Below are 17275 nucleotides of genomic sequence, written 5' to 3' on the forward strand. Positions count from 1 at the left end.
AAAACCTCACTTGAGCATTACGTCTAGGTTAACTGTACTGCCACCGCGTCTGATTTCGAGATTCGCTGAGGTGGCACTACCCATACTTTTATATATTTCCATAACCTTGCCTGGCGCGCTGAGCGGCACCCCATTGACAGCCGTCACTATATCGTCAGCCTGCAAGCCCAAGGCATCAAAGAGCTCCGCATTGCGTCCGGGGCGAATTTTATAACCCACCACCTGACCGCCCTCGCGGTAAATACTCATCGCCACCACATCCGCCAGGGTTTTGGTCACCTGCGCCATTGAAGGCTCAGCCGCTGCCGACGGCGAATCGTATACCGGGCTTTTATCACCAGTAAGTGACGGCGGCTGGAAGTTGGCTGCACTGTTATCTTGCGCTGGTGGCGCCGAATAACTGCTGGTTAATTTAGGAGCATTGGGATCATCTTTGAACATCCACAGCGATTCAAAGCTGCCGTTGTTGTTGATAATCACGCGCACATCCAACACCTTGGCGAGGGTGACCTTGTTACCCACGGGCAAGGTATCACCTACGGCGTAAACATCGGCTTTATCGCCCGCCACAATAATCGCACGCGCCGCCGATTCGGTACTGCTGCCAATCACCCCGCGCAACACCAGGTTAAGCTGGGTATCGCTGCTGGCTTCTATGTCGCTCACCACTGCTGGCGCCTGTTCTACGGGCGGTGCAGCGGCTACATCACCGAAAGGGGCAAGGGATTTTAATTGGGTAATATTGACTGCTTCGGTGGTCGTAGAACCTGTATCCGCTTGGGTCGCAAGCAGGGACACACTGGCAGGAGGAATTTCGGGTGCTGGCACTACCAGCCACAGCAAGCGCGCAAGGCTGTGGCTTAACCAAATGACTAATAACAGCATAACCAGCCATTGCCAGCGCTGCAGGGGGATGCGGTTTAAAAGCGCAAAGAAACGGCGCAGCTGAACTTCCAACTGGGCAGTGCGCTGCTCAAAAACAGCTCTGTTCGATTGCAATCTATCTTGCATGGGTATGACTGAGTCCTTCACGCTGGCTGACGACAGGAATGAGTTGGGAATGGCAATTGTCAGTCGTATCAAAAGCTTAGTGCGTTATGATTATCAAAGCCACGGGATTCTACTCCATCCATATTACAAAAGCGAAATAGTCCTACAAGCCCGTAAAACATGGCGCGATAAGCCTTTTTGGCCTTAATTGGATAATGAATCACAAAGGAAGTTGCAGGCGAGCGAGAATATGCGACACAGGGCACAAAAATGAAGGGTGAAAACGAAAAACCCCGACTGCTTAAGGGGGCAATCAGGGCTTTTACAGGATGAAGGCCATACCTTGGCAATACGGGATGCTCTATTCCATTCAACTCCTTGCGACTGTCGCATCCTGCGACAAACTCCAATGACCGTCATTATTGATGAATGAGGCGTCAGTTTATAGTGGCTAAGCTCTGCAAGTTTTGTAGGAGATATCGCACACGCCTGCCAGTCAAAACGCCTGCAGTTTTGTGACAGCAGGTTTATAATCCGCCGCCGCCAGCCAATAACCTGCGAGAGAAACACATGCCGCCCAAGAAAAAAAGCATCGACTTTGAGCAATCGCTCGCCACGCTCGAAAGCCTGGTGGCGCGTATGGAGCAGGGCGATATGACATTGGAAGAATCGCTGCAGGCGTTTGAAACCGGCATAGCCCTGACCCGCGAGTGTCAAACCCGCCTCGCCGCCGCTGAACAACAGGTCACCTTACTGATTGAACAACAGGGCAATATCCGCTTGGAAGCCTTTGATCGCGATGAAGGCGAGGCCTGATGGACACGGATTTCAATAGCTTTGCCAGCGCCTGTCGCCTGCGGGTTGATAGCGCCCTTGATCAGTATTTCCCTGCCGGTAGCGACCCAACCCAACTGCGCGCTGCCATGCGCTACAGCCTGTTTAATGGCGGCAAGCGGGTGCGCCCGATCCTTGCCTACGCCTCGGCACTGGCGATAAACCCCAGTATCGAGCTGCCCCTGATCGATCCCGTCGCCTGTGCTCTGGAGTGCCTGCACTCCTACAGTCTGGTGCACGACGACCTGCCCGCCATGGACGATGACGATCTGCGCCGCGGCAAACCCACCTGCCATATCGCCTTTACCGAGGCCAGCGCCATTCTCGCGGGCGACGGCCTGCAGACCTTGGCTTTTGACCTGCTTACCCAAACCGAATTACCCGCCAACACCCAGATCCAGCTGGTGCGCCAACTGGCCGCAGGCTCGGGCGCCGGGGGCATGGTGCTGGGCCAAGCGATTGATTTAGCCGCCGTAGATCACCAGCTCAGCCTCGCGCAGCTGGAAACCATGCACAATCACAAAACCGGCGCGCTAATCCGCGCCGCCGTTGCGATGGGCGCACTCAGCGCCGGTGCCAGCGCGGCACAACTGGCGGCGCTCGATAACTACGCCGCCGCTATCGGCCTGGCCTTTCAGGTGCAAGACGATATTCTCGATGTCACTGCCGACACCGCCACCCTGGGCAAACAGCAAGGGGCCGATATAGCTCGCAACAAGCCGACTTACGTATCACTACTGGGACTGGATAGTGCCAAAGCCAAAGCTGCTGAATTACATCAGCAGGCGCAGGCCGCACTGCTGGATTTTGGTGACAGCGCCGTCCATTTGCGCCAACTGGCGCGCTATATAGTAGAAAGGTCGAACTAGCCAAGCCTCTGCCAAGCTGCCTACAATGGCCGACTGCCACCTGATAACCAGACTGATGACCGCGAATGCATAACGAGATACCCACCTCCCGCCCGCTCACGCCACTGCTCGATAGCATCGACAGCCCCACTGAGCTGCGCGCCCTGAGCGAAAAGCAGCTGCCGCAACTGGCAGAAGAACTGCGCGCCTTTTTGCTCTACAGCGTCGGCCAGACCGGCGGTCACTTTGGCGCTGGCCTCGGTGTGGTAGAACTCACTATCGCACTGCATTACGTCTATCAAACCCCGAACGACCGCCTAGTGTGGGATGTGGGCCACCAGACCTATCCACACAAAATCCTGACCTCGCGCCGCGAGCGCATGGGCACTATTCGTCAGGGCAGCGGCCTGTCCGGTTTCCCCAAGCGCGAAGAGAGCGAGTTCGATACCTTTGGGGTCGGCCACTCCAGCACCTCCATCAGCGCCGCCCAAGGCATGGCGATTGGCGCCAAAATGGCAGGTATTGAACGCAAAGTGGCAGCGATTATCGGCGATGGCGCCATGACTGCCGGTATGGCATTTGAAGCGCTGAACCACGCCGCGCACACTGAGACCGATATGTTAGTGGTACTCAATGACAACAACATGTCCATCTCCCCCAATGTGGGCGGCTTTTCCACTTACCTGTCCAAAATCTGGGCGAGCAAGTTTTACAACTCCCTGCGCGAAGGCAGCAAACAGGTGCTGGGCATAATCCCACCCGCCTGGGAGTTTGCGCGCCGCACCGAGGAGCACTTCAAGGGTTTTATGTCGCCCGGCACCTTGTTTGAAGAGATGGGTTTTAACTATGTCGGCCCCATCAACGGCCACGATCTGGGCGATTTAGTGCGCTGCCTAAGCAACCTGCGCGAGATCAAAGGCCCAAAACTGCTGCACATCATCACCCAGAAAGGCAAAGGTTTTGAGCCAGCGGAGCTGGACCCGGTGGGCTATCACGCGCTCAACAAAATCGAGCCCAAAAAAGCCGAACTGGGTGCGGTGGATGCCCCCAAAAAAGTGAAATATCAGGACGTATTTGGCCGCTGGCTGTGCGATATGGCGGCGCAGGATGACAAGCTAATTGGCATCACCCCCGCCATGTGTGAAGGGTCAGGCATGGTGGAATTTGCCGCCCACTTCCCCGAGCGCTTTTACGATGTAGCCATCGCCGAGCAACACGCGGTGACACTGGCAGCAGGCATGGCCTGTGAAGGCCAGAAGCCGGTAGTGGCGATCTACTCCACCTTTTTACAGCGCGCCTACGACCAGTTGGTACACGACGTCGCCCTGCAGAATCTGGACGTCACCTTTGCCATCGACCGCGCGGGTTTGGTCGGCGAAGACGGCCCCACCCACGCCGGCAGTTTTGATATCAGCTTCCTGCGCTGTATTCCCAATATGGTGATTGCCGCACCGAGCGACGAAAATGAGTGCCGCCAGCTGCTTTACACCGCCTACCACTACCAAGGCCCCGCCGCTGTGCGCTACCCGCGCGGAACAGGCCCGGGCACAGCGATAGAAAAAACCATGACCGCCCTGCCCATCGGCAAAGGGGTTATCAAACGCGAGGGTAAACAAGTCGCCCTGCTCTGTTTTGGGCCGCTGCTGGCTACCGCCCAACAAGTCGCCGAGCAGCATAATTACACCCTGGTGGATATGCGTTTTGTGAAACCGCTGGATGCACAATTAGTGGAGCAGCTGGCGGGCTCACATCAATTGCTGGTGACCCTGGAAGAGAATACGATTGCTGGCGGTGCAGGCAGTGCCGTGACCGAACATTTAAATCATATCGGCCTGATTTGCCCGACCTTACAGCTCGGTTTTGGCGATGAATTTGTTGAACACGCCAGCCAGAAACAGCAGCTGGCAAGCCAGGGGCTGGACGCCAAATCCATCGCCGAGCGTATTAGTTTGCGCCTGAAGGCAACAACAAGCGACGCCAGATCCATAGCACACTAAACTCGATAGTGAGGCTGCCAAGCATTACATAGCAGCCTGACTGTTCACCTGATTAACCCGCGAGGAGAGCGCCACCTTGTCATCCTCTAAAGCTGATCACTCCCAAGGCCTGCTGTTGTTTCGCCTGCACAACCAACAGATATTTGGCCTGGGCACACTTAAAATCCAGGAATTGGTTCCCTATCAAGCCGTGACCCCCATGGTCAACCAGCACCCGGGGATTCTGGGTGCGCTCAATATTCGCGGCCAGACCATGCCCATAGTCGACCTCGCGGCAGCGGTGGGCAAAGGCGCCACCCCGCAAGATGCGCTGGCCAGTAGTTTTATTATTGTCACCGATGTACAGCGCCAAAAAGTGGGTTTTCTGGTGCGCCAGATCGAGCGTATTGCCGATACTAACTGGCGCGATATCCGCGCGCCCGATAAATTTTTGGGCAATAGCATTTACATCACCGGCGTAACCCGGGTCGACAACCAGCTGGTACAACTGCTGGATGTGGAAGTGATCATGGCACGCCTCTTCCCGCTCGACGCCTCCAAAGCCACCGCCACCATTACCGATGTAGAACGCGAGCAGCTGCGCCCCATGCGTATTTTATTGGTGGACGACTCGCGCACCGCGCGCAAACAGTTAAGCGATTCCCTCGATGCCATCAATGTGCGCTATCAGGTGACCGATGACGGCCAAAAGGCACTGGAGATTATGCGCGCCGCCGCCAACAGCGGACAGCCCATCGATATATTAGTTAGCGATATCGAAATGCCGGGGCTGGACGGCTACGAGCTAGCCTTTGCCGTGCGCGACAACAAACAGCTCGCCAGCGCCTACATCATCCTGCACACCTCACTCTCCAGCAGCATCAGCGTCAGCCAAGCCCGCCAGGTCGGTGCCGACGAAGCGCTCACCAAATTCGACGCGCGTGAATTAATTGATGCGATGTTGCGTGGCGCCACCAAAAAAATTCGCTAACTAGCGCCCAATCAAACCAATGACGCCACCCCACCCGCAAATCGCTCCGCCAGAAAATCGATAAACAACCGTACCTTGGGCGCCAAATGGCGCTGCTGGGGGTAGACCACCCAGACTCCGGCGTCGTTAAAACGGTAGTCGTCCAATACCTTCACCAAGCGGCCATCGGCGAGAAATTCATCCACGTAATAATCCGGTAACTGCGCCAGCCCCAAACCTTTCAGCGCCGCGTCCAGCAGGGCCGGGCCGGAGTTGGCCTGCCAGTTACCGCGCACCTGTAGATCCTTACGCTGGCCACCGTCACTTAACAGCCAATAACCGCGCGTGCCCACCAAACAATTGTGGCGCTCCAAGTCTGTGAGTGTTTGCGGCGCCGAAATACGCGCAAGGTAGTCAGGTGAACCGACAATATATTCGCGCCGGTCACACAGGCGTTTGGCGATCAGGGTGGATTCGCGCATGACCCCCATGCGAATCGCCAGATCAAACCCCTCTTCAATTAACTCCACCTGCCGGTTGCTGAAGTACATCTGTACCTTGAGTTGCGGGTAAAGCAGTTGGAAGTCGTTCACCAAGGGCGCGATATAACGGTCGCCAAAGGTGGTCGCCGCGGTAATTTTCAGCAATCCCGTAGGCTGGCCTTGATGATGCTGCAGCAGCGATTCCGCCTCGCGCAGCCCATCAAACAAATGGCGACAGCTGTCGTAATAGAGTTGCCCCGCATCGGTCAGGCGGATTTGGCGCGTGGTGCGATAGAGCAATTGGGTGCCCAACTGCTGCTCCAGCTGGCTCACCAGCCGACTCACATGGGAATTGGATACTTGCAGCTCCCGCGCTGCGGCGGCAAAGCTGCCAAATCGAACTACCGCGATAAATGCCTCTACCCGCTCCCAATGTTGCATTGTTGCCCCACAGCAATAATTAAGTGATTTTCAGCTGGCTTATTGCCACTGGATCACTAGTCTACACTTTGCACCCGGAAATTTTAACGCTGAGGAGTCACCCATGAAATCACGCGCCGCTGTCGCTTTTGCCGCTGGCAAACCACTGGAATTGGTAGAGATCGATGTTGAAGGCCCACGCACCGGCGAAGTGTTGGTGCGCATTGTAGCCACCAGCGTCTGCCACACCGATGCCTATACCCTGTCCGGCAGCGACCCTGAAGGCGTATTTCCGGCAGTCTTGGGCCATGAAGGCGCGGGCATTGTGGAGGCAGTAGGCGAAGGTGTGACCAGCCTGAAAGTGGGCGACCATGTGATTCCGCTTTACACCGCCGAGTGCGGCAAGTGCAAATTCTGCCTGTCCGGTAAAACTAACCTGTGCGGCTCGGTGCGCGCCACCCAAGGCAAAGGGCTAATGCCCGACGGTACCACCCGCTTCTCGTTTGAAGGCAAGCCGCTGTTCCACTATATGGGCACCTCGACTTTCTCCGAGTACACCGTATTGCCGGAGGTTTCCCTCGCCAAGGTGTCGCAAGACGCCCCGCTGGATAAAATATGCCTGCTCGGCTGCGGCGTCACCACCGGTATCGGCGCCGTCATCAATACCGCCAAAGTCACCCCTGGTTCCACTGTGGCAGTGTTTGGTTTGGGCGCTATCGGCCTCGCGGTAATCCAAGGTGCGCAGATGATGAATGCCAGCCGCATCATCGCTATCGACATCAACCCCGACAAATTTGAACTCGCCCGCCAATTTGGCGCGACCGATTTTGTGAACCCCAAAGACCACAGCGCGCCAATCCAACAAGTGATTGTGGATATGACCGACGGCGGCGTGGACTACTCCTTTGAATGTATAGGCAACGTGAACGTGATGCGCTCGGCACTGGAGTGCTGCCATAAAGGTTGGGGCGAATCGATCATTATCGGCGTGGCTGGCGCCGGGCAGGAAATCAGCACCCGTCCCTTCCAGCTCGTCACCGGTCGCGTATGGAAAGGTTCAGCGTTTGGCGGTGTGAAAGGCCGCAGCCAATTGCCCGGATATGTGGAGCGCTATATGCGCGGCGAGATCAAAATCGACGAATTTATTACCCACGATATGCCCTTCGACCAAATCAACCACGCCTTTGACTTGCTGCACGAAGGCAAAAGTATCCGCACCGTTTTGCACTTCTAAGGGCTACAGGGGCACCGACATGACCAGTATTTTGACCAACATCGCCAGCAACAAAAGTTTTGGCGGCTGGATAAAGCGTTACAAACACCATTCCACTAGCCTCAACTGCGACATGGTGTTTGCGATTTATTTACCACCGCAGGCCGAAACCCGCACGGTGCCAGTCTTGTGGTGGCTGTCGGGGCTGACCTGTACCGACGAAAACTTTATGCAAAAAGCCGGCGCCCAGCGTATGGCAGCAGAACTGGGTATCGCCATTGTGTGCCCGGACACCAGCCCGCGCGGCCTGAACCTACCCGGCGAGCACGACACCTATGATTTCGGCTCCGGCGCGGGTTTCTACCTGAATGCCACCCAAGCGCCGTGGGATAAACACTACCGCATGTACGACTATTTGACCCTTGAGCTGCCGGAACTGATCAGAGCGCACTTTCCGGTGAATGGTCGCGAATCGATCAGCGGTCACTCCATGGGCGGCCATGGTGCGCTGGTGCTGGCGCTGCGCCAACCGGGCCGCTACGCCTCGGTATCGGCCTTTGCACCTATCGCCAACCCTGGTAACTGCCCTTGGGGTCAAAAAGCGTTTAGCGGCTATTTGGGCGAAGATCGCAACACCTGGCAGCAGTACGACGCCTGCGCATTGATTGCGAGCGGTGTATCAAGCCAGGAGCTGCTGGTGGATCAGGGTGATGCGGATGAGTTTCTAGCACCGCAACTGGGCGCAGACGCCCTGCAAGCCGCCTGCGCCAAAGCGGGCCAACCGCTGCTTTATCGCACCCGCAGCGGCTATGACCATGGCTACTTTTTTATTGCCAGCTTTATCGACGATCACCTGCAGTATCACGCCAAATACCTTTATCCAACGGGTGCTCACCACTAAACACCCGCCAACACCCTTATTTGCGCATAAAAAAGGGGCTTGCCAAGCCCCTTTTTCTCGGCTAACTTTGTAATCGGTTACAAAACAATTGCCATAGATTTATCGATTATCTTCTGGGCATTCGACACCACAGAATAATAATTTTGTTTTAATTCAAAGATATACACAAAAACCAGCATTTGTTTGTCTACCGATACAATAGGGATTTTATCTTTTATTAACTGAAAATAAGTAACCGGTTACAGGCAATTGATTAATACAAGGGCACAAATAACAAGCAGCCCGCATTACAACAAGGATTGGATGTCAGGAAGAGCGTTTTGACAGTGAGTTGTTCATCGCCTTGGACGAGGCGCCCGCAAGAATAATCATAACGAGGTTCAACCCCATGAAAGCAACAAAACTCATCAAACCCTTCGCCGCCCTGGTGCTGGCGCTCAGCGCCATCAGCAGCAGCGCCGGTATTTATGTGTCCGGCAGTACCGTCTATGAAAACAGTTCGCCCTTTGTGATGCGCGGCGTCAATGTCGCCCACGCTTGGTACAACGACAAAACCGCCAACTCCCTGAGCGACATAGCTAAAACCGGCGCCAACAGCGTGCGTGTGGTGCTCGCCAGCGGCAAACTCTGGAGCCGCACCCCGGAATCGCAAGTGGTTAGCATCATCAGTCAGGCCAAAGCCAACAAACTGATTACCGTGCTGGAGGTGCACGACACCACCGGTTACGGCGAACAAACGGCGGCCACCCTTAATGAGGCGGTGGACTACTGGATCAGCATTAAAAACTCACTGATCGGCCAGGAGGACTACGTCATTATCAATATTGGCAACGAGCCCTTTGGCAATGGCCAATCCGCCAGCGCCTGGACCGACGGCCACAAAAATGCCATCAGCCGCCTGCGCGCCGCCGGTTTCAAACACGCACTGATGGTCGATGCCGCTAACTGGGGCCAGGACTGGCAAAACATCATGCGCGACAACGCCGCCAGCGTATTGGCCAGCGATCCGCAAAAGAACGTGATTTTCAGTGTGCATATGTATGAAGTTTATGGCAGTGCCAGCAGTATCAACAGCTACATGGCCAGCTTTAAAAACAATGGGTTAGCTTTGGTGGTGGGCGAGTTCGCGGCAGATCATTTTGGTAGCAATGTCGATGAAGGCGCGATCATGAGCTACGCCAAACAGTACAACTATGGCTATTTTGGCTGGTCATGGTCAGGTAATGGTTCTGGCTTGGCCTCGCTGGATATCGCCCAAAACTTCAACGCCAACACACTAACCACCTGGGGCAATACCCTCATCAATGGCAGCAATGGCATTAAAGCGACTTCCAGACTAGCCAGCATTTTTGGTGGTAGCGCATCATCCAGCAGCAGCTCCAGTGGCAATAGCTGCGGTACCGCGCCCAATGGCTACCCCTATTGCTGCAGTGCCAGCTCAGCCACCGGTAATGGTTGGGGTTGGGAGAACAATCAAAGCTGTGTGGTGCGTACCACTAGCAGTAGCTGCAACTGGTATGGCACCAGCTACCCAATTTGCACCAGCGTCAGTTCCGGCTGGGGCTGGGAAAACAACCGTAGTTGTATCTCCCAAAGCACCTGTAATTCGCAGTAAGGCGTTTTCAGGCAACATCCTTTACAGCCCTTTGGCGATGTAGCAATACATCGCCTTTTTTACGTAGCCGCCAGCCAGTAAATGAAAAAGCGCAATCGGTTCGCGTCAGGGTTTAGCCATAGAGCCCAACAGGGAGACGTAAAAAGCAGAGCAAAGCGGGAGAGAAGGGAGAAGTTACAGAAGAGAGATGCATGGAAACTCAAGTCCTTTTGAGCCTCACTAAACCACTCACTCATTTCATGGTCATGCCGCGCTTTTATACAGCTTGTACTTTTTTAAAACCAACAGCACTAGCCTCTTATGTGATGCAGTTCCCATATTTGTCGCCAAATGTAACAACTTATTACAGCGGATTACATTTCGCCTAGTTACAACCTTGTTTTACAGCCATTAAAAAAGCGCCCTTAGGCGCTTTTTTAATGAGGGGTTAATACCGAACTCAATTACTTGTGTGCAAAACGTTTGCGAATCAAGAACAGGAAACCAAACGCAAAGATCAGGAACAGCGGGAACAGTGCGAGGTTTTGCAATGTCGCTTGGCCTGCAGTCAACTCTACCGCTTCCGCCGGAACACCACTGGCAATCGCTTCGGCTTTTGCATCATCCAACCAACCGCCAATTACCGGATTCCACATACTCATGGAGAACATACCGGCACCACCTAACAGGGACATCCCCAGCGCACCCGTTTTCGGCTGGTATTCACTGATAAACCCGATCATCGTCGGCCAGAAGTAGGTAACACCCAATGCAAACACCATCGCTGCAATGTAAATCATGCCGCCGGATGCATTGCTCAACAGGAAGATACCAATGGTGGTCACCACGGCAGACATCAACAACACACCCACCGGGTTAAGAGCCTCTACAATCGGGCCAGCAAAGAAGCGGCCCAATGCCATCAGACCAGTTACCAAGGCCAATACCAACATGGGGTGAGCACCTGACGCACCAAAAATACGGTCAACCCATTGCTGGGTGCCAAATTCAGACGCGGCGGTCACAGTCATGCAGAAGAACATGAAAATAAACAGCGGCGAGAACAACGCTTTGATATTGGTTTTGGTAGAAGTCTCGGAATTCGCCATGGTTGGGAATGGCTGACCGAAGATCATTACGCCATAAATAATGGTAGGAATGATCATGATCGCAATTTGCCACTGCCAATCCAGACCCAACTTGGTCATCAGGCTTGACACCAAAGCACCGATCACAATGCCACCGGGGAACCAAACATGGAACTTGTTGAGCATGGCAGTTTTGCGAGTGTGGTAGATATCGGCGATCAAGGGGTTACAGGCGGCTTCAACCGAACCGTTAGCAAAGCCGATGAAAAAGCTCGATAACAACAGAGTGACAAAACCATTGGCGGTAATTGTCAAAATCAAACCAATCAAGTGGCAGGCAAAAGCCAGATACATCAAGGTGCGTGCACCGACATGGTTATAAATCAAACCACCAAACATCATCGCCACCGGAAAACCGAGGAAGGCCATGCCGTTAATCCACCCCAACTGGGTGTTGCTGAAGTTAAAGTCTGCACTCAGTTGCGTGAGGATACCGGCGCGAATCGCAAAGGTCATTGCGGTCACAATCAGTGCGACGCAGCAGGCGGTAAATAGTCGCTGCGGATTAATAGTTGCTGAGGAGCTGGTCATAGGATTTATACCTTTTTATAGGGTTTTATTGTTACTTGGTTTGTTATTGATTGTTGTTGTGAGTTGTTGTTTGACAAAACCAAACTGCCGGGCACAAAACCCGGCAGTTATTGACACTACACCAGTGGCGTCCAAACGCCATCCTGCTGCGATGAGGTTAGCACAGCCTGAATGAAGCGCATGCCCTCCACACCTGTGTCTATATCCGGCACCCAATTTTGTAAAAAGTGCGTCTCACCCTGCTGACGCGCAATCAAAATATCGGCGATATCTTTATAGAGATTGGCAAAACCCTCCAGATAACCCTCCGGGTGACCACCCGGTGTACGCATACCCCGCGCTGCAATATCGCTACCTATATCACCGCGACGGGTAATACGTTGACGCGGTTTATTCAACTCGCAGAACCACAGCTCGTTAGGATTTTCCTGCGCCCACTCAATGCCGGCTTTTTCGCCATACACACGAATACGCAAACCATTTTCACACCCGGGTGCAACCTGGCTTGACCAGAGCATCCCTTTGGCGCCGCCATCAAAACGCAGCAGAGCATGTACGTTGTCATCTACCGGGCGACCATCAACAAAACTGGTCAAATCCGCACTGACGGTTTTCACTTTTTGCTGGGTAATAAATTGCGCAAGCTGGAAGGCGTGAGTGCCGATATCGCCCAAACAACCTGCCAACCCAGAGCGCGCGGGATCAGTGCGCCATGAAGCTTGTTTGTTGTCGTCTGCCGCCGCTTCGGTCAGCCACTCTTGTGGATACTCCACTTGTACAACACGCAGCTTGCCGAGTTTACCCTGCTCGATAATTTCACGGGCATAACGCACCAAGGGATAAGCACTGTAGTTGTGGGTAAGCGCAAAAAAGCAGCCGCTTTTTTTCACGATCTGCTCCAACTCCAGCGCTTCTTCCAAAGTGCGGGTCACCGGTTTATCGCAGATCACATCCACACCGGCTTCCAAACAGGCTTTGGCAACCGGAAAGTGCATATGGTTAGGCGTTACGATAACCACCGCCTGAATACCATCGGCGCGGGTTTTCTCTACCCGCAGCATTTCTTCATAGGAGGTGTAAGCGCGATCGGCAGCGATATGTAAATCAGCTGCCGAAGCCTGGGCATTTTCGGGATTAGAGGACAGTGCGCCAGCAACCAGTTCAAACCGATCATCCATACGCGCCGCAATACGATGCACCGCACCGATGAATGCACCGCGACCACCACCGACCATTGCATAACGAATTCTTGGAGTTGTCATTGTTGAATTCCTAAATTTTTACAGACCGAGAATTTTGCGATTTTTGGCTTCGTCGATGCCGCTCTTGGCAAAATCGTCAAACGCGCGCTCAGTGACTTTAATGATGTGCTGCTGGATAAATTTAGCGCCCTCTTCCGCACCCACTTCCGGGTGTTTCAGTGCACATTCCCATTCCAGCACAGCCCAGCCCTCGTAATCATAAGCGGCGAACTTGGAGAAGATTTGTTTGAAATCTACCTGACCATCGCCCAATGAACGGAAGCGACCGGCGCGATCCACCCAGCTTTCATAACCGCCATATACACCCTGTTGGGCGCTGGGGTTAAATTCCGCATCTTTTACATGGAACATTTTGATGCGCGCGTGATAGCGGTCGATAAACGCGAGGTAATCGAGCTGTTGCAATACAAAGTGCGATGGGTCGAACAAAATATTCGCGCGCGGGTGATTGTTTACCGCTGCAAGGAAGCGCTCGAAGGTAGCGCCATCGTGCAGGTCTTCGCCCGGGTGGATTTCGTAACACACATCCACACCCGCTTTATCAAAGGCATCCAGAATGGGCATCCAGCGTTTAGCCAATTCAGCAAAACCCTGCTCCACCAAACCAGCAGGACGCTGTGGCCAAGGGTACAAATAGGGCCAGAGCAGCGCACCGGAGAAGGTCGCATGAGCGGTTAAACCGAGGTTTTTACTTGCCTGTGCCGCCAACATCAATTGCTCAACCGCCCAAGCCTGTCGCGCAACGGGGTTGCCACGCACCGACTCTGGCGCAAAGCCATCAAACATTTCATCGTAAGCCGGGTGCACCGCCACTAACTGACCTTGTAAATGGGTGGACAATTCAGTCGCCACCAAGCCGTGTTTAGCCAGTGTCGCTTGAAACTCAGCGCAATATTCTGTGCTGGTTGCCGCTTTTTCCAAGTCAAAAACGCGCGCGTCCCACGTGGGAATTTGCACACCTTTGAAACCTAAGCTCGCCACCCAACCCGCGATGCTATCGAGGCTGTTAAACGGAGCGGTATCACCTAAAAATTGTGCGAGAAAAATCGCGGGGCCTTTCAGCGTTTTCATGGGGGAATCTCCAACAGAACAGGGGCGTAAACCAAGGCGGCGCTGTCGCAACGAGCCGCTTCATTATTTAAATTGCCGGTACATATATGCAAGATGACTTAAAGTAATCATAACAATAAGCCATACGGAGGCAAGACTTTATTCCAAGTCGCCAAAACGCGCGACAGAGCAAACAGTTATTTACACTTCCGGCAACGCCTGGAGGCGCCAGCCGGGCATAACTCACGCACCAGCGGCGGCTTCGATTAATAAGGAAAAAGAAACACCGGCCAACGCCCCAAACGCAGGGTGGGATTTAAGGCGCGAACGGCTAGTCGCCGGACTGGGCAGTCCACATAAAAACCGCGCCAATTGTCGCGGCTGCTGCAGTGCTACATGCGCCTCACGCTTCACACCTGCAACCAGCGTTTGCTGCGCGGGGGTGAGCGGTAATACAGGAGGCAAAGACATAAGCGCTGGCTGCGTATGGCGACAGTGATTGCAGATACCACAGGGCGGCGCGCCCTCTTCACCAAAATAGTACATTAGCTGCTGGCTCAAACAGGCGGGATTATTGGCAAACGCAAGCACCGCATGAATGCGCTGAATATCCCGCGCCTCCCGCTCGGCAAATAATTGTTCCAGGTAATGATGGAGTTCGGCCAGCTGATCGACGTTATGCATGGTTTTATTATTTTTATAGCCCTGACGCAAATTGGCGACGGTTAATTCAATCCACCCCTGCTCTGCCAAATAATCCAGCGCGTTACTGATACGCTCTTTGGATTCCTGCAATTGTTCCGGTACCGTCAACATATCCAGCGACAACCATTTTCTGCCCATACGCCCGGCAGCAAATAAACGCTGTAAAAAACCAGCGCGGTCAGCATCAAACTGCGCAAGGATAAATGTATGGTCCCGCAAAAAATGTATTTTGTATTCGGTATAAAACGGACTCTGGGCACTGATCACACCGCGCAGCTCTAAATAAGTGAGCGCGGTATTCAATACCAGCGGACGTAAATCAAACTGATTGGATAATTCATAAGTCGATATATCAAATACATCGTCAAAAGTGAGCAAGTGCTGCACCAATGCCCGCAAACTTTCTGCTGTGGGCGTATCGCCATAGGTAAAATTTTCCAATACGCGAATATCATCCGCCACCGCAAACATTTCACATAATGAAGGCTCGCCATCGCGCCCGGCGCGCCCAATTTCCTGCACGTAGTTTTCAATCGATTTGGGCAAATTAAAATGGTACACCGCGCGAATATTACTTTTGTCTATGCCCATACCAAAGGCGATAGTAGCGACAACTATCGGCACCTCGCCGCGCATAAATTGATTTTGCACCTGTTCGCGCTCGTCATCCGGCAACCCGGCGTGATAATGCACCGCTATTAAACCCGCGGCATTAATTGCCGCCGCCACTTCCTCTGCGGTCTTTTGCAAAGTCACATACACAATGGTGGCAGCGTTGCGCGGATGTTTTTGCAAGCACGACAGAAGTAAATCGATGCGCGCCTCAGCCCCACAAGGTGTGACACGCAATTGTAAATTCGGGCGCGCAAAACTGGTTTGAATATGGTCCGCCTGGGCGATAGCAAATTGTTTGCAAATATCGGCGGCCACTGCCGGTGTGGCTGTTGCCGTTAAAGCCAATACACGCTCAGCGCGCAACGTTTTGGCAAGATCAGCCAGAGTTAAATAATCCGGGCGGAAATTATGCCCCCACTCAGAAATACAATGCGCTTCATCTATCGCCAACAAACTGATTTTGCAGCGCGCAAGCCGCTGCACAAAACGCTCGTTCTTTAAACGCTCGGGCGAGACATACAATAATTTTATCTGCTGCTGATAAATGCCATCGTAGATGGCCTGCACCTCATCTTTGGACAGAGAAGAATCCAAACGCGCGGCCGCAATACCCAGCGCCTGCAATGCATCTACTTGATCTTTCATCAACGCGATAAGCGGCGAGACAACCAGCGTTAAGCCGTCGAGCATTAATGCAGGCAATTGATAGCAGAGACTCTTACCTCCGCCTGTCGGGAATACTGCAAGTGCAGATCGCCCCGCGAGTAGCGCGCTAATCACTTGCTGTTGACCGGGACGAAAGGAGTTAAGTTTAAACGACTGTTCCAGAACAGTATGAGACGATGACATAAAAAGACATTCCGTAATGTTGTAGTTCTTCCATGAACCTAAAGCGGCACACTAAATCGGCGACTTAAAACGTCGCCAACCGAGTATAAACAGGCTACTCAACAACAATGCCCATAGACTTGGCTCCGGTACATTATTTATTGGCGTAAAGCTGACCTTGGTTGAGCCATAACCCTCAAAATAATTCACAGGCTCAAGCAAACTGAATACCACTGAGTTTTCCCACACATCGACTGCTGACTTGAGCGTATGCAAATGATCATCAGGTTTAAAACTGGCTTCCATCCATAAATCAAATAAAAAACTGTGGCCTAACTGATTTTTAAACGAACCACGCAGCGCTATGCCGGTATACATATCCGCTACGGATTCTACATCGAGATAATTTTGGGTATCCAGGTCAAACAAATAGGTTTCACCCGTGCGGTAATTATTGAATTGGCCACCCGCAATCGCACCGTTATAGCGGCCGCGCTCCGGGAGTGCATTGGAGTCAGCAACTGACTCATCAATAAAAAAACTAATGCTGCCACCAGGCTCCGGTTCACCGGTATCCCAATCGTAAAAAGTGAGGTTATCTATATCCAAACGTACCAAGCCAGCCATGGCAGAAGGTGCAGCCAGCGCAACTATCAAACCCACTATTGTTATGAATCGCATAAACGTCTCCCAAAATCCCTCGATAACGAACCTCAACCAACGGCAAGATCAGAACTGCCGCGCGCTGCAGCAACCAACTTCTTTTAGCCGATGCAACGCGCTTGCCCAATGGCTCTTCATATTAACTGGAACCTTTGCCGATAACAGTGAACTTTTTTACAAGAACTGATTTTAGGTGTCGCCATGAGACCAGCGGTTAACAAAACCACTCAAAACTGAACCGACCG

At 53.3% G+C, this 17275-nt stretch carries 14 protein-coding genes; 7 read left to right on the plus strand and 7 right to left on the minus strand.

Translation table 11 applies throughout. The features are described 5' to 3' along the window. Positions 1-6: 6 nt before the first annotated feature. A complete protein-coding gene (gene gspC, locus D0B88_RS02430; RefSeq protein WP_151054754.1) occupies positions 7-1011 on the minus strand; it encodes a type II secretion system protein GspC in 1005 nt (334 codons plus the stop codon). 549 nt (positions 1012-1560) lie between these two features. Here gspC and D0B88_RS02435 point away from each other — a divergent pair. From D0B88_RS02435 to D0B88_RS02450, 4 genes are all read left to right on the plus strand, one after another. Continuing rightward, entirely contained in the window at positions 1561-1806 is a 246-nt protein-coding gene (locus D0B88_RS02435; RefSeq protein WP_151054756.1) for an exodeoxyribonuclease VII small subunit, read from the plus strand. Then, complete coding sequence (locus tag D0B88_RS02440; protein ID WP_151054758.1) at positions 1806-2693, plus strand: polyprenyl synthetase family protein; 888 nt, start codon at positions 1806-1808, stop codon at positions 2691-2693. The genes D0B88_RS02435 and D0B88_RS02440 overlap by 1 nt, the downstream gene beginning before the upstream one ends. 65 nt (positions 2694-2758) lie before the next feature. Then, entirely contained in the window at positions 2759-4669 is a 1911-nt protein-coding gene (gene dxs / locus D0B88_RS02445; RefSeq protein WP_151054760.1) for a 1-deoxy-D-xylulose-5-phosphate synthase, read from the plus strand. A 76-nt stretch (positions 4670-4745) separates the two neighbouring features. Beyond that, positions 4746-5639, plus strand: coding sequence for a chemotaxis protein (locus D0B88_RS02450; RefSeq protein WP_151054762.1), 894 nt, complete (start codon positions 4746-4748; stop codon positions 5637-5639). Positions 5640-5650: 11 nt separating this feature from the next. Here the strand turns inward: D0B88_RS02450 and D0B88_RS02455 are convergent, their stop codons facing one another. Further along, positions 5651-6541 carry a LysR family transcriptional regulator gene (locus D0B88_RS02455; protein WP_151054764.1) on the minus strand — a complete coding sequence of 297 codons (891 nt, stop codon included), beginning with the start codon at positions 6539-6541 and terminating at the stop codon, positions 5651-5653. 103 nt (positions 6542-6644) lie between these two features. Between D0B88_RS02455 and D0B88_RS02460 the strand changes: the two genes are divergently transcribed. The 3 genes from D0B88_RS02460 (at position 6645) to D0B88_RS02470 (ending at position 10249) form a co-directional block, all read left to right on the plus strand. Beyond that, the gene (locus D0B88_RS02460; RefSeq protein ID WP_151054766.1) at positions 6645-7754 is read left to right on the plus strand and encodes an S-(hydroxymethyl)glutathione dehydrogenase/class III alcohol dehydrogenase; all 1110 of its coding nucleotides are present in this window, start codon (positions 6645-6647) and stop codon (positions 7752-7754) included. Between the two features lie 19 nt (positions 7755-7773). Further along, entirely contained in the window at positions 7774-8634 is an 861-nt protein-coding gene (gene fghA / locus D0B88_RS02465; protein ID WP_151054768.1) for an S-formylglutathione hydrolase, read from the plus strand. A gap of 388 nt (positions 8635-9022) precedes the next feature. Further along, positions 9023-10249 carry a cellulase family glycosylhydrolase gene (locus D0B88_RS02470; protein ID WP_151054771.1) on the plus strand — a complete coding sequence of 409 codons (1227 nt, stop codon included), beginning with the start codon at positions 9023-9025 and terminating at the stop codon, positions 10247-10249. A 443-nt stretch (positions 10250-10692) separates the two neighbouring features. Here the strand turns inward: D0B88_RS02470 and D0B88_RS02475 are convergent, their stop codons facing one another. The 5 genes from D0B88_RS02475 to D0B88_RS02495 all read right to left on the minus strand — a co-directional run bounded on the left by D0B88_RS02475 (position 10693) and on the right by D0B88_RS02495 (position 17048). Continuing rightward, positions 10693-11907 (minus strand): sugar MFS transporter, encoded by a 1215-nt coding sequence (locus tag D0B88_RS02475; RefSeq protein WP_151054773.1) that lies wholly within the window; start codon positions 11905-11907, stop codon positions 10693-10695. Between the two features lie 116 nt (positions 11908-12023). Next, positions 12024-13169: a Gfo/Idh/MocA family protein gene (locus D0B88_RS02480; protein WP_151054775.1), complete on the minus strand. Its 1146-nt coding sequence runs from the start codon at positions 13167-13169 to the stop codon at positions 12024-12026. A gap of 18 nt (positions 13170-13187) precedes the next feature. Beyond that, positions 13188-14240 carry a sugar phosphate isomerase/epimerase gene (locus D0B88_RS02485; RefSeq protein ID WP_151054777.1) on the minus strand — a complete coding sequence of 351 codons (1053 nt, stop codon included), beginning with the start codon at positions 14238-14240 and terminating at the stop codon, positions 13188-13190. Between the two features lie 222 nt (positions 14241-14462). Further along, a complete protein-coding gene (locus D0B88_RS02490) occupies positions 14463-16388 on the minus strand; it encodes an ATP-dependent DNA helicase RecQ (protein WP_151054779.1) in 1926 nt (641 codons plus the stop codon). 51 nt (positions 16389-16439) lie between these two features. After that, positions 16440-17048 carry a PEP-CTERM sorting domain-containing protein gene (locus tag D0B88_RS02495; protein WP_151054781.1) on the minus strand — a complete coding sequence of 203 codons (609 nt, stop codon included), beginning with the start codon at positions 17046-17048 and terminating at the stop codon, positions 16440-16442. Between the last annotated feature and the right edge of the window lie 227 nt (positions 17049-17275).

This window comes from Cellvibrio sp. KY-YJ-3 (assembly GCF_008806955.1).
GTDB lineage: Bacteria > Pseudomonadota > Gammaproteobacteria > Pseudomonadales > Cellvibrionaceae > Cellvibrio.